Here is a 15422-nt window from a genome sequence, read left to right as displayed (position 1 = left end):
CACAACTATGCCTCAATCAACTTGCCAAGCAGTGTAGCAAATATCCTATAAAATATCCGTTACTTATTGTTATTACTAAAGTTTTTTCAGATAATCTTATATTTATAATGTTGGGATTATTGATAATAAATACCCATAAACCATATTATCAATACCACTGCCTCATTACTTTTTTATGATGAAATAACTTGCATCCTCATAACTGAGGATTCATCGTTTATCCTTATTTATAAAATATTCTTGTTTATAAAAGGTAATTTTATGACCCATACCATTCTACAACACCCACGCTGGGTTTTAGCCAGCAACAATCAAGGCAAACTTGCCGAGTTTCGTAATTTATTTACAGACGCCAATCTTGATATCGAAGTAATTCCACAAAAACAACTCGATATCTCTGATGCCATTGAAGATGGTTTAAGCTTTGTTGAAAATGCCATTATTAAAGCCCGCCATGCCAGCCGTATCAGTGGTCTGCCAGCCATTGCCGATGACTCAGGCTTATGTGTACCCATCTTAAATAATGCCCCTGGTATCTACTCAGCACGCTATGCAGGTGAACATGGCAACGCCCAAAACAATAATGCTAAACTGATACAAACCTTACAACCCTATCGAGAGGCACATTCAGACACCCCTATTATTGGTCACTTTGTCTGTGTATTAGCCCTAGTACAACATGCCGATGACCCTCTTCCCATCATTGCTCAAGGACTTTGGCAAGGCGAGATTTTAGCCGCTCCTAAAGGTGACAATGGCTTTGGCTATGACCCTTTATTTTGGCTACCTGAGCTACAAAAAAGTGCCGCAGAATTATCCTCTCAGCACAAAAATAGTATCAGTCATCGTGGGCAAGCCATGCACACATTACTGAAGCAACTGCTTAATGCGTAATGGATTAGATTCAATATTTTCACCTTAACTTAATGACAGACTACAAAGTATTTATCACGATATTTTGCTACCGATGTTTTATGCCAATGTAATGATAGTTTTTACTTTAATAGTCAGATAGACTATACTGTTCTACTTTTAAAATTTTATTGTAAGACCCTTATATGTAATTTATCTAATATATGGTCAATGGTTATATCGTTTATCTGGTGATTTTCCCTAGATACCCTAGATTAGATACCTAGATGAGGTGGACAATCAATGCTGTATTATCTGAGTATTTATTGGCAGCATGATTGCCAACCATAGCAATCCCCTTTCGTTTAGCGATAGTCGTTTAATTATTTAACAAAACAAGGTGTAACAAACATGGCAACAGATCTACAAGTCACGACCAATAAAGTGTCTGATAATCAAACCCAATTGACAGTTAAAGTACCTGTCGAAAAGATTCAAAACAAAGTTGAAGGCCGTATCCGTCAAGTTGCAAAAACAGCAAAAATTGATGGTTTCCGTAAAGGAAAAGTTCCAATGTCACATGTCCGTGCCCAATATGGTGCTGGTATCCAACAAGAAGTGATTAACGATGTCATTCGTGATACAGTCTTTGAAGCCATTCGTGAAGAAGATGTGCGCGCTGTTGGTATGCCAAATATTGATGATGTAAAACTAGAAGATGACTTCTTAGTTTATCAAGCCACAGTAGAAATCTTCCCAGAAATAGAAGTACAAGGCGTGAATGAAATCGAAGTAGAACGTCAATTAGCTGAAGTAAAAGATGAAGACGTTGATACCATGATTGAAAACTTACGCAAACAGCGTCAAGAATTTGTCGAAAAAGAAGACGTAGCTGACGATGGTGATCAAGTGACCTTTGACTTTGAAGGTAGCATTGATGGTGAAAAATTTGAAGGTGGTAGCAGTGAAGACTTCAAATTAGTCCTTGGTAGCAATCAGATGATTCCTGGTTTTGAAGATGGCATCAAAGGTCTAAAAGCTGGTGAAGAAAAAACCATCGATGTGACTTTCCCAGAAGATTATCAAGCCGAAAACCTAGCAGGTAAAGAAGCTCAGTTTAAAATTAATGTCAAAAAAGTTGAAGCAGCACAGCTACCTGAACTAGATGAAGCATTCTTTGAGCTATTTGGAGTAAAAGAAGGTGGTCTTGAGCAGCTAAAAACTGATGTTCGCAAAAATATGGAACGTGAAATCAAAAATGCTGCACGCAATCAAGTAAAACAAGCTGCCTTTGAAGCACTACTTGAAAAAAATGAGTTTGAAGTACCAGCAGCCATGCTAGAGCAAGAAATTGACCGTCAACGTAATATGATGATGCAACGCTTTGCACAACAGTTTGGTGCAAACCCAGATAACTTCAACAAAGACATGCTGCCAGATGAGCTATTTGAAGAACAAGCACTACGTGCTGCTCGCTTAGGTATCATTGTGTCACGTTTGATTGAAGCTCAAAACATGGAAGTGGATCAAGAGCGTGTGACTACTTACATCAAAGAAGCAGCAGAGAATTACGAAGATCCAGAAGAGGTCATCGAATACTATACCAATGACAAACAACAACGTGCCAATATTGAATCAGTGGTTCTAGAAGACCAAGTTGTCGACTATATTTTAGAACAAGCAAATGTCACTGATAAAGATGTCAGCTATCAGGATCTATTAGCAGCACAGCAACAACAAATGGTATAACTTATTGATAATAGTGGTGACTATCACCCTATGTTAATAAACCATTAATCAACTGTTGTTGAATATTATTGCTAAATACTATGCCCTGACATCATTAGTTGGGGCATTTTTGTTTAACCAAACTCGATAACTATTGGCATAATGGCTGCATATTCGTATCTTGATATATGAATCAAACACCCCAATAGACTCAATTAAACCCATTATTGATGCCATCACGATATGTCATCATCTTTACACAATACAATGCAGACAAAACAATGCAAATAACGTGTGATGAAAATGAATATATCCGAAAATTATTTTTGCTATTTAATGAATAATGAATAAAGGAAACCCCATGACCGATCATGACCGTATAACCCATAATCCTTACTTTGACATGGTAATGAGCGCACAGCAACATATCACCAATACACCCCAAAGCGCACTTGTGCCTATGGTTGTTGAACAATCTGCCCGTGGCGAACGCTCATTTGATATTTTCTCACGTCTACTACGTGAACGAGTTATCTTTTTGACAGGACAAGTTGAAGATAATATGGCAAATCTTATTGTCGCTCAAATGCTATTTTTAGAAGCAGAAAATCCTGACAAAGACATTCATCTATATATCAACTCACCTGGTGGCTCAGTCAGCGCAGGTCTGGCGGTATTTGATACCATGAACTTTATCAAACCAGAAGTCTCTACCATCTGTATGGGTGGTGCTTATAGCATGGGTTCATTCCTACTAGCAGCAGGACAAAAAGGCAAACGCTATGCCTTGGCAAACTCACGTGTGATGATTCATCAACCTTCTGGCGGCGCTCAAGGTCAAGCAACTGACATTGAAATTAATGCCCGTGAAATCCTAAAAATTCGTGACCGTCTCAATCGTATTTTGTCAGAACGTACTGGACAACCACTAGAAAAAATTGCTCGTGATGTCGAACGTGATTATTGGCTAGATGCTCAAGAAGCCAAAGAATATGGCTTAGTTGATGAAGTGCTTGAACGCCGCCCAGAAGCATCATAAATAAGTCTGATAGCTCATTGTGATAATAATGCTACCAAATCAATAGCCAACCCCGATTTTTAGGAGTGCCTTTTATGGCAAAAAATAAAACGCCACAATGCTCATTTTGTGGTAAATCAAAAGATGATGTCGATCAATTAATCGCCGCAGAAGATGCCAATATTTGTAATGAATGTATTGAACTATGTACTGATCTGATTGCAGAAGGAGATACCCACTCTGCAATAGATGATGATGACATTGATACCTCTTGGGTCAATAAAAAACTACCCACACCAAAAGAGATCCGTGCCCATTTAGATGAGTATGTCATTGGACAAAATACTGCAAAAAAAGCTCTGGCAGTCGCTGTCTATAACCATTACAAACGCCTAAAAGTAAGTCAAAAACTGGCACAAGATAAAAAACAAGCAAAAATTGGTGCAGATGATGCCATGGTAGAGTTGGCAAAAAGTAATATTTTGCTCATTGGTCCTACGGGATCAGGTAAAACCCTACTGGCACAGACCTTAGCACGTCTGCTTGATGTGCCTTTTGCTATGGCAGATGCCACCACATTAACCGAAGCGGGCTATGTGGGTGAAGATGTTGAAAACATCGTACAAAAGCTACTACAAGCCTCTGACTATGATGTTAGTAAAGCAGAACAAGGCATTATTTATATCGATGAGATTGATAAAATTAGCAAAAAAGGTGAAAACATGTCCATTACCCGTGATGTATCGGGTGAAGGGGTACAACAAGCCTTACTCAAACTTATCGAAGGTACAGTCGCAGCCATTCCGCCACATGGTGGACGCAAACACCCACAGCAAGAACTTATCCAAGTCGATACCAGTAATATTTTGATTATTGTTGGTGGCGCATTTGCAGGGCTGGATAAAGTTATTCAGCAGCGTACCGAAAAAACAGGCATTGGTTTTAATGCCGATGTTAAATCGAAAGAAGATTCTCGCCAACTGACGGAACTATTTAAAGAAGTAGAACCAGAAGATTTGATTAAATTTGGTTTGATTCCTGAGCTGATCGGACGTTTACCCGTTATTGCTTCTTTAGAAGAGCTTGATGAAGCGGCATTGATGCAAATCTTAACCGAACCCAAAAATGCACTGGTCAAACAATATCAGTATCTTTTTGATATGGAAGGTGCAGAAATCAGCTTTACCGAAGGGGCACTCGATGCCATCGCCAAAAAAGCCATGGAGCGTAAAACAGGTGCACGTGGACTACGCTCTATCGTCGAAAACGCCCTACTTGAAACCATGTATGAGCTGCCATCTATGCAAGACATCAAAAAAGTCGTGGTGACAGAAGAAGTAATTAATGAAGGCAAAACGCCTGAAATGAGCTAACTTTAACCAAATTTTTTTATCATATCATTTTTTATCACATCAAAAGGCAATGAGGTTTATACTTTGTTGCTTCTTTTAAAAAGTTTAAAGACTAACAAAAACCCCATTCACTCTATTGAGCGAATGGGGTTTTTTTCTACGATACAAACTTAAACTTAAGCGGTTAATTATTGGCTATCTGCTTAAGGATATTAACCCTTAGCTGAATCTGCTTTGACCACAGCAATTAAGTCATCAATCACTTCCGCATCGGCTAGTGTTGAGGTATCACCTAAACCATCAAACTCACCTGCCGCCAGCTTACGTAGAATACGACGCATGATCTTTCCTGAGCGTGTTTTTGGTAAAGCATCAACGATATGAATGGCATCAAGGTTGGCAATAGGACCAATCTCAGCACGAACATGACGACTTAGCTCACCTTTAAGGTTCTCTGTCACTTCCTCACCTGCCTTTAAGATGATATAAGCACAAACACCCTGCCCTTTAACCTCATGTGGCATACCGACAATCGCTGCCTCAGCAGTTGCAGGGTGTGCCACCAATGCACTTTCAATCTCTGCTGTACCCAAACGGTGTCCTGAAACGTTTAATACATCATCAACACGACCAGTAATCCAATAATGCCCGTCTTCATCACGCATTGCCCCATCACCAGTAAAATAGCTACCGGGATAAGTACTAAAATAGGTTTCTAAGAAGCGTTTATGATCACCATAAATGGTACGCATCTGTCCTGGCCAGCTATCTTTGATAATTAAATTACCTTCACAAGGTCCTTCAATCTCATTACCTTCAGGATCAACAATGGCAGGTTTGATACCATAAAGCGGCGTCATCGCAGCACCTGGTTTTAAATCAACCGCATTTGGGATTGGGGTCATTAATATACCACCCGTTTCTGTCTGCCACCATGTATCCACGATTGGACAACGACCTTCACCAACAACATGATAATACCAATCCCATGCTTCTGGATTGATTGGCTCACCCACTGATCCCAATAAGCGTAAGCTAGAGCGATTGGACTCACGCACGTAGGCATCGCCTTCTTTCATCATTGCACGAATAGCAGTCGGTGCAGTATATAAAATACTGATATCATGTTTATCAATAATTTGTCCAATACGTGCCCAAGTTGGATATTGTGGTACACCTTCAAATACCACTGTGGTCGTACCATTTGCTAGTGGTGCATACGTCACATAGCTATGACCTGTAATCCAACCCACATCTGCGGTACACCAAAATACATCATCATCTTTGATATCAAATACATCTCTAAAGGTAGACAATGCATAAGTCAAATAACCACCTGTGCTGTGTAACACCCCTTTTGGCTTACCTGTTGAGCCAGAGGTATATAGTAAGAATAAAGGATCTTCAGCATTCATTGGCTCTGGTGGACAGTCTTCATTGGCAGTATCTATCACCGTGTGATACCACACATCACGGCGACCACTCATTGGGATTGATGTACCTGTACGATGCACCACGATAACTTTTTCCACACACTCTGTCCCATCGACATCAAGCGCACGATCCACATTGGCTTTAAGTGGTGTGTGTTTACCACCACGGATACCTTCATCAGCAGTAATAACCAATTTAGATTGGCTATCAATCAAACGACTTGCCAAACTATCGGCTGAAAATCCACCAAACACTACTGAATGCACAGCACCAATACGTGCACACGCCAACATAGAAGCTAATGCCTCTGGAATCATTGGCATATATAAAGTGACTCGGTCACCTTTTTTAATGCCCATTTTACGCATGGCATTACCCAAACGACAAACTTCAGCATGCAGCTCTTTATAAGAGATGATCTTATGCTCAGAGGGGTGATCACCTTCCCAGATGATGGCAGGTTTATAAGGATTATCTTTTAGATGACGATCCAGACAGTTTACAGATACATTCAGTTCACCATCTTCAAACCACTTAATACTAAAATTATCTAAATCATAGTTTACATTTTTGATTTTAGTCGGTTTTTTTATCCAATCTATCAGCTCTGCTCGTTTGGCCCAAAACGCTTCATTACCACTGCTAGAGACGGATTCTTGATAAGTATTGCGATAGGATTCTGGCGTGGCGTTGGCTTGTGCTGCAAACTCAGCACTATGTGGAAAGGTTTTCATAATAAAGTCCTTTTTTTGAATAGAAAATAGATCGAATGCTGATAGAATCCTTGCTAAAGTGCTAAGTTAGCTAACAAAACCAATAGGATAATAAATCGGTTAACTAACAAAGTCTTTATGCTGGGATCAATAACTATCAGTTTTGCTAATATATTTTTTCTATGTTTTTTAGCTATTTAACTGTTTGATAAATAGACATAAACATGAAGTTAGCAAAATTGCCCATATTATGACAAGGAGATTTATAAAATCAACACTAGATTCTGTTGAAATTTTATCTTTATAGGAAAAGCAGCCTGTCTTCTAACTATTATTTATCCTATTGCTTTTATCATAATGAGCACTGTGCCCAAATAGGCTTTATAATAAAAGGCAGTATAATAATAGCCACAAGCAGCGTATTATTCCATATAAACATAAGGGCGTATATAAATTAATAATTAACCATAACAATATTGTTGTGATTGTCATGGTTAAGTCAATCTAGATACTAGTCACTTCCTTGTCGTTGCCCTACCCATAGTTTTACTAGATTCTAGCGCAATTGTAAACTGTTATTTGTGACTTTATATAAAACCTTAGTTTTTTTAAGGATTTATCAATTTTTTTAAATTCTTATCTTCTTTTTTGCTCATTTTTTTAGCACATGGCTATATTTATCCAGTGTATATCAAGCCATGCAGTTACTTGATGATTGCATCAACTGTATTTACTGATTATCAAGATATTAACAATTATTAATTTAATGGATTTTTTATGGCATCTTCTGCAAACTCTAATATAAAAATATTAGATGTTATCATTATCGGGGCGGGTGCATCAGGATTATACTGTGCCATGACAGCCGCCAAGCGGGACAGACAAGTTTTAGTCATTGACCATAGCAATAAAGCGGGGAAAAAAATACTCATGTCTGGTGGTGGACGCTGTAATTTCACCAACTACGATGTCAACTCTGAACATTTTGTTGGTAACAATCAACGCTTTTGTAAGTCGGCATTAAGCCGCTATAGCAGTTGGGATTTTATCGCTTTAGTGGAAAAACATGGCATTGACTATCATGAGCGTGAACATGGACAACTATTTTGTCGTCATTCTGCTAAAGATATTCTCACTATGCTACTGACAGAGTGTCAACAAGCTGGCGCACAAATACAACTCAACACCGAGGTTCAAAGTATCACTGCCCTAGCAGAGGATAAAGGCTTTGTACTGACAACCTCTCGTGGGGATTTTCAGTGTCACTCGTTGGTCATTGCCACTGGTGGATTATCCATTCCTACTATGGGTGCATCTGGGTTTGGATATGAAGTGGCCACTCAATTTGGACATCACATTATCCCCACCACTGCCAGTCTAGTGCCATTTACCTTTACCGACCAAATAGGTGACCTCATTGCTTCACTTGCTGGTATTAGTATTGATGTGGTGGCGTTTAATGAACGAATTTCATTTGCCCGTCCGCTACTGTTTACCCATCGTGGTTTATCAGGGCCTGCCATGCTACAACTTTCTAACTATTGGCAGCTTGGAGAGTATATCCACATTAATCTGGTTCCCAACCTGAGCATGGCAGAGTGGCTTATTGAGCAAAAAGCCCTGCACCCTCGGCAACTTTTGCGTAGCGTGTTAGCAGATTATTTTCCAAAAAAACTGCTACTCGCCCTACAACAGCATCTATGGCAGCCATTAAAAGATACTGAGCTTGCCAATATCAAAGATGAACAGCTCACACATATCGGACATACACTCAATGATTGGACACTCAAACCTTCGGGGACAGAAGGCTACCGTACCGCCGAGGTGACTCGTGGGGGGGTGTCAACTGACAATGTATCTTCCAAAACATTTGCAAGCCACCTACAAAAAAACTTATATTTTATTGGTGAAGTGTTGGACGTTACAGGTTGGCTGGGAGGCTATAACTTCCAGTGGGCATGGGCAAGCGGACATGCCTGCGGGCAAGTGGTATAGCAATCTACTATCATCTACCTACTATTAAGTGATACCATTTCTATTAATTAATCTACCAATTCTACCAAGGAAAACCAGTACAAGTACTACAATACAAGTACTACAAATAGTAGGCTAAACGAGTTTGACAACGATAAGTTATTTTAGAGAATTAGTATGAGTTTATAAACATACCCAAAAAATTGAGCATCTAGCAAGATAGACTATCCAGCCAGACACAACAAAGCCGTATGATTTATATCACACGGCTTTTATCGTTAATCTTCCTGATTAATTGGTAGTGAATAAACGCTACCTTTGTCCTTATTACAGCCAACTCAATCCTTGAGCAACAATCCCTTGTGCTGTGAGGTCATCATCTCAAATTTACTCACCTTTGTTAAGAGGTAAAAACCGAAAACTTTGTAAGCATATACTTACAAGACCTGTATAACTCATTAATGCTACTTTATGAGTCCTGTTTTGGAGCGGTATTTAAATCAGGATCTACTTCTACATCAGTCACGACTTCTGTTGTTGGATCTATCACCACCTCATCACTTTGTTTAACAGGCTCTTCGGTACCATCAGCATCTAGCATTAATTGTGCCGCTTCAATAATAAATACCTCATTTTCTGGCAATTTTGGACGCTCTGATTCTTTCAGATGACTGCGCTCTTCAAATTCTGCTTCTAATGCTGCCTGATAGGTTGTCCAATCCTTATATTCAGGTTTGCCCATGGCTTTACGGCGGACATTTTCTGCCTGCAATGTTTTTGCTTCCACGTCTTTCATGTGCGCTCGACGATCATCTATATTAAGCTTAACAGGACGTTTTTCATCTTCCATATTACGGATTTTATTAAGCTCATTAAGATAAACAAACTGTGGATTGGTGGTTTGACGAATGGTTGATTGCTGATTTAAAGTCTGTAGCGTATCACTGCTAAACTTACCCTCAGGTTTATAAGGTGACGTTTTGATGGTATCCCACTTCAATGGATTTTTTTGCGAACGCTCATCAAAATCTGCACCATCATAGATATTAACAAGTTCTACATCAGGTACAACGCCTTTATTTTGCGTACTTCCTCCTGTAATTCGATAAAACTTACGCTGTGTTAGGGTGGCAGAACCTAACGCTAAGCTATCAAGTTGGATTTGCGCTGAGCCTTTACCTGTGGTGGTACTTCCTACCACTAAGCCACGTCCATAATCTTGAATGGCAGCCGCAAAAATCTCACTGGCTGAAGCAGAGGCAAGATTGGTGATGACCACCATTTTGCCATCATACAACTGATGTCCACCATCTTCATCTTTATAAACTTGCACATTACCACGGTTATCACGTATTTGTACCAAAGGCCCTTGTTTGATAAATAACCCAAGCATTCTTGCCACTTCATCAAGTGAACCACCAGGGTTATTACGTAAATCGACCACTAAGCCATCAATATCTTGTTTATTGAGTGCCTCCAGTGCTTTTTGGGTATCAATACTGACACTACGATATTTCTCACCATTACGGCGAGCTTGATAGTTCAAATAAAAACTGGGAATTTCTAATACACCAATACGGGCAGGCTTTTGGTTGTCTCGCTCAATCTCAATCACCCGATGCTCGACACCAGAATCCTCCTGCTCAATAATATCTCGGGTGATGGTCACCAATCGTGCTGCTGTATCTGGTGTATTGGGCTGTTTTACTTTTAGAACAACATCCGTCCCACGTTTACCACGGATAAGGGCAACGACTTCACGCGTTGACCAGCCCACCACATCTTTCATATCTTTGCCATCTTGGGCAATACCCAATATCAAATCATTGGGCTTAATCTTGCCAGTTTTTGCCGCAGGGCCGCCATCGACCAATGTGACAATCTGCGTATAATCTGGATTTTTGCGATAAGGGCGAATCGTCACCCCAATGCCTTCAAGCTGTAGACTGGATTGTACTTGCATCTCAGTGGCTTGAATGGGGGCATAATAGTTACTATGGGGATCATAAGTCAATGTGGCAGTATTGAGCAGCGTCTCCATAATTTCATCACCTGTCAGCCTTGATAGCTGCTGTGACTGACGATTCAAACGATTTAATAACACCTCCGCTGGTGTGCGCTCCTCAGCCAATATCAGATCCTGACCCAAAGTCAAATCAGGGTTTTCCATATATAGCTTATCACGAGCCTTATCACCCTCTTGAGCCAATGTCATACTAATGACCTGAAACGCCAATTGTCGCTGCCAATAATCTCGCTGTGCTTTTGTGCTTGTAAACGGCTGTGCCTCTTCACGATCCAACACTATACTGTCGTTACGCTTTAAGTTGATGTCACTTTTTAAAAACTTCTTAGCAAAATCATAATACTGATTTGAACGCAAACGATAACGTTCAAATATGGCTTTACCTGCTGTTAAATCACCTCGCTTTAAGCGTTCAGCAAATGTATCGCCATATTTCTTTGTCAGCTCATCAATATCAGACTGCAAAAACAAAGTATGGTTGGGATCAAGACGATCAAAATACATTTGTAATATGCGTTGTCCCATGGCTGTATCTAAAGGTTGATTCAGATAATGACTGCGATCCAATAATGCCGCTACTTGGCGAGTGGTTAGTTTTTGTTCAGGTGTGGTCTCAAATGCTCCTTTATCTGCTGCTTCTGCTGCATGATAACTTTGTGAAAATATGACACCTGCAATACCCACTGCGGCGGCACTTAATAACCACTGAGTTGATTGTTTTTTCATAAATTTGCTTACCTATTATTTGAATGTATTTGAATATTTGAATCGTTTTGATATACCAAAGGTTTTTATACTTTCAATAAACAATAAAATTTTTTGGTCACCTGTTGTCAATATCATTTTATTAAATTTTTTATTAAAAAAGGAATATTAATCACACATCACACTTTGATAAATTATTTTTATCGTAAATCACCAGTCAATTTAGCACAAATAGTAACATAAGTTAATTTTATAAACTGTCTCAAACTGTATGGATAACCTCTCTTAATTTTAAAGCTTATTTATTACAAAGACAGTTAATGGCAGACACATAAATAGTATAGCCAATCTAATCTAATTTCACCACAAAACAAACACAGCGAGTACTGTGGTGACATGAGTAAAATTATCAATTAATAGTTTGGAGTGGATTTATCGTAGGTAAACTATCGTGTATTCATAGGATAACGCCATATACAAGTCAATAAGCCACTGATATTTCACGACAATACTGGCATAATATCGTGACATCAACCAGACATCTAGTAAGGATAAGCAAATGTATGGCGTATTAATGATTGATATTGAGGGTACTCAGCTCACCGCAGCGGATATAAACTTAATCCAACAAGCACAAGTGGGTGGGGTTATTTTATTTGCTCGCAACATTGAATCACCTGCCCAAGTCAGAGAGCTATGTGATGAGATACGCTATCACAATGCAGACATATTAATTGGCGTAGATCAAGAAGGAGGACGTGTTGCCCGTCTACGTGAAGGCTTTACTCCCTTGCCTGCTATGGGAAAGCTAGGAGCACTATTTGACCATGAGCCTATCAAAGCATTAAAGCTGGCACATCACTGTGGCTATCTGATGGCAGCTGAGGTCTTGGCGGTTGGTATTGATATGAGCTTTGCACCTGTACTTGATATTAATGGCATTAGTCAAGTCATCGGCGATCGTAGCTTTCACCCAACACCTGAAGGGGTGACGACCTTGGCAAGCGAATTTATGAAAGGTATGCACAAAGCAGGTATGGCAACCACAGGTAAGCATTTTCCAGGTCATGGTTCGATTGCGCCTGATTCGCATGTAGCAGATGCGATAGATACTCGCTGCTATAAGCAAATTGAAGCCATTGATCTACAGCCATTTATACAAACCCTGCCTTGGCTTAATGCTTTAATGCCTGCACATGTGATATTTAGTGCTGTTGATGATAAACCTGCTGGCTTTTCAAAAATATGGCTACAAGATATCCTGCGGCAACAGCTTGGTTTTACTGGGGTCATTTTTTCTGATGATTTATCTATGAAAGCGGCGCATGTGGTTGGTGATGTGGCACAAAGAGTCACTGCTGCAATTAAAGCAGGTTGTGACATGGCGTTGGTGTGTAACGATAGAGTGGCAGCCAATGAGGCAGCAATGGCAGCACAATCTTTGCCTTATCCCAATCAAGAGCGGCTACGGGCAGTTTGTGGCAAAATTCCTGTATGGCAAGGCTCACTGACAAAAACTTGTGAGCAATTTGAATATTGGGCACAAGCTCGGCAAGCGATTATGGACACTTTTTTTGCAGAAGACAACCTACCAGTAGATAACCATTGTGATAATACAATAACAGCCGCTACCAAAGATCCCACTGCATACAAATAAACCCAAATACCCCACACCAATCATAGGCTGAAAGTCTATTAACATATTTTATCTATCAGGCTTTTATCTACCAGTATCTACCAGCGTGCATAAAAAAACCGCCCAGCCAAAGCTAAGCGGTTTTTTATTGGTTACAGGTAGATGCTACTCACTTTATACTATAAGCATGTCATCAGTTAAATCGTCAGCTAAATCATCAGCTTAGTTGTTTGCATTTGGATCTAACACAGTACCTTGGGTGGGATCATCACTATCAGGTAGCAAATCATCATTATTAGCATCTAATGGATTCAGATCCGGATCGGGTAAAGCCACTGTATCTACTTTACTAGCGTCATCATTGACCGCAATACCATCACCAACCGTGCCATCACCTGGCATTTGACTCTCATCATAGACAGTAAACTCAATACGGCGATTATGGAAACGACCTTGATCTGTTGCGTTATCAGCAATAGGATCATGCTCACCCATACCTTTAGTGGTAAGTTTACTTGGATCAACACCTTGCTCAACTAAATAATCTTTCACTGCTTGTGCCCGCTCACGTGATAGATTCTTGTTATAAGCATCTGTGCCTTTATTGTCGGTATGACCAATGATCATCAAATGCATATCGGGGACTTCCTGTATGATTTTAGCAGCACGATCCAATACAGGCTTATTCACATCAGGAATAAATGCTTTGTCAAACTGGAAATTAATGACCTGTAAGCTAAGTGCACGTGCCACATCACGAGGATCTGGATTATCACCCAAGCGATCCATTGCTGTATCTGCCGCAGTCACACTATTTGCGATCTCATTGGTCAAATCTAGCGGACCTTCAGCAACTACCTGTAAATCTGGCGCAGCAGCCTGAATATCAGCCACCAATTTCTCAAGCGTTGCCGCATCAGGTGAGTTTACAGTGACCGTATCGCCTTTAATAATAGCGCTGGCATCAGGTACAGCTTTGATAAGCTGTAAAATGGCAGGTAGACTGGCAGCAGCAGGCATATCTACTGCAAAATTATCATCAACATCAGAGCGACACTTGTCTGCTTCATCACCAAATACACCACGTACCGCAGCAAGAATGTTGTTTTGTAGCTCATCATTACCCGCATCAATATGGCAAGCATATAGGGTATTACCATCACCACTACTGATACGTAGTGCCGCAGGATCTACATCAGTGGCAACAACTGGTGTGGCTTCTTCTACCACCGTTTCTTCTACTACGGCTGGTGTCGCAACTGGCTCAACTCTATCTTTATCCTGACAGCCACGTAATAACGCCCATGCCAATGCACCCAAAATAATCAAACCAATAATAGGTAACAACGCTTTCATAAAGCTACCACTAGGCTCTTCTTCACGCTGCAAAGGTGCCGTGCTGACAGTATCAGAAATACGCGTACCTGCAGGCTCAGCAGCCAACAAACCCGCTGGAATAACTGCACCCGCCCATGCTGGAATATGGCTACGGTAAGTTGATAGATTATCACGCAAAAATTGAGGCACAGGTGTACTACCTGCCAACTCACTAAGCTCAAGATAAGCCAATGGTGCAGCAGCTGCCGTCAACTTTTGTACTGAAGCTTCATCAAGATTGTGCTCAGCGGCAAGCTCACGTGCAATACTGCTACGATGAGTCTCGTCTGTCCAAACCCGATCATAAAATCCGAGATCATCACGTGCAATCTCTTGTCCAGCAAAACGACCATAGGTATCTTGATCAGCAAGACGGGCAGAAAAGATGGCATAAAACTGCTCAAGTAACCCTTCACTTTGTGGCGTACGCTGATCACCGAGTACAGCAGGGGTGACAGTACGTGATAAATGATTGATAATATCCATAAAATTATTCCTATAAAAGTTTAAGTGCTGTGTTATCTATTAAATTAAGTACAGATATTTGTTCGCATTGACTCATTCAATCTCAATCCTCTATGACCACCCATAACTGCTAGTGAATATG

9 protein-coding genes are annotated in these 15422 nt (G+C 40.2%); 6 read left to right on the top strand and 3 right to left on the bottom strand.

Annotated elements, in window-relative coordinates:
* Positions 1 to 261: 261 nt before the first annotated feature.
* The 4 genes from rdgB to clpX all read left to right on the top strand — a co-directional run bounded on the left by rdgB (position 262) and on the right by clpX (position 4971).
* Positions 262 to 894, top strand: a complete 633-nt coding sequence (gene rdgB, locus FHK89_RS14525; protein WP_230661723.1) for an RdgB/HAM1 family non-canonical purine NTP pyrophosphatase — start codon at positions 262 to 264, stop codon at positions 892 to 894.
* 369 nt (positions 895 to 1263) lie between these two features.
* Positions 1264 to 2601 (top strand): trigger factor, encoded by a 1338-nt coding sequence (tig, locus tag FHK89_RS14520; protein WP_230661721.1) that lies wholly within the window; start codon positions 1264 to 1266, stop codon positions 2599 to 2601.
* A gap of 388 nt (positions 2602 to 2989) precedes the next feature.
* Positions 2990 to 3619: an ATP-dependent Clp endopeptidase proteolytic subunit ClpP gene (clpP, locus tag FHK89_RS14515; RefSeq protein ID WP_230661747.1), complete on the top strand. Its 630-nt coding sequence runs from the start codon at positions 2990 to 2992 to the stop codon at positions 3617 to 3619.
* A 74-nt stretch (positions 3620 to 3693) separates the two neighbouring features.
* Positions 3694 to 4971, top strand: a complete 1278-nt coding sequence (gene clpX / locus FHK89_RS14510; RefSeq protein ID WP_230661720.1) for an ATP-dependent protease ATP-binding subunit ClpX — start codon at positions 3694 to 3696, stop codon at positions 4969 to 4971.
* Between the two features lie 191 nt (positions 4972 to 5162).
* On the opposite strand, the gene acs is transcribed toward clpX, so the two are convergent.
* Positions 5163 to 7118: an acetate--CoA ligase gene (acs, locus tag FHK89_RS14505; RefSeq protein WP_230661718.1), complete on the bottom strand. Its 1956-nt coding sequence runs from the start codon at positions 7116 to 7118 to the stop codon at positions 5163 to 5165.
* Between the two features lie 756 nt (positions 7119 to 7874).
* On the opposite strand from acs, the gene FHK89_RS14500 reads away from it, so the two are divergent.
* Positions 7875 to 9092 (top strand): NAD(P)/FAD-dependent oxidoreductase, encoded by a 1218-nt coding sequence (locus tag FHK89_RS14500; protein WP_230661716.1) that lies wholly within the window; start codon positions 7875 to 7877, stop codon positions 9090 to 9092.
* Between the two features lie 448 nt (positions 9093 to 9540).
* On the opposite strand, the gene FHK89_RS14495 is transcribed toward FHK89_RS14500, so the two are convergent.
* Positions 9541 to 11823 carry a carboxy terminal-processing peptidase gene (locus tag FHK89_RS14495; protein ID WP_230661714.1) on the bottom strand — a complete coding sequence of 761 codons (2283 nt, stop codon included), beginning with the start codon at positions 11821 to 11823 and terminating at the stop codon, positions 9541 to 9543.
* A 538-nt stretch (positions 11824 to 12361) separates the two neighbouring features.
* On the opposite strand from FHK89_RS14495, the gene nagZ reads away from it, so the two are divergent.
* On the top strand, positions 12362 to 13459 hold the full coding sequence (nagZ, locus tag FHK89_RS14490; RefSeq protein ID WP_230661712.1) for a beta-N-acetylhexosaminidase: 1098 nt from the start codon (positions 12362 to 12364) through the stop codon (positions 13457 to 13459).
* A gap of 201 nt (positions 13460 to 13660) precedes the next feature.
* On the opposite strand, the gene FHK89_RS14485 is transcribed toward nagZ, so the two are convergent.
* Positions 13661 to 15301, bottom strand: a complete 1641-nt coding sequence (locus FHK89_RS14485; protein ID WP_230661710.1) for an OmpA family protein — start codon at positions 15299 to 15301, stop codon at positions 13661 to 13663.
* Positions 15302 to 15422: the final 121 nt, after the last annotated feature.

The sequence above is a fragment of the Psychrobacter sp. I-STPA10 genome (genome assembly GCF_021012795.1).
Taxonomy (GTDB): domain Bacteria; phylum Pseudomonadota; class Gammaproteobacteria; order Pseudomonadales; family Moraxellaceae; genus Psychrobacter.
This window is presented reverse-complemented; position numbering and strand designations above follow the sequence as displayed.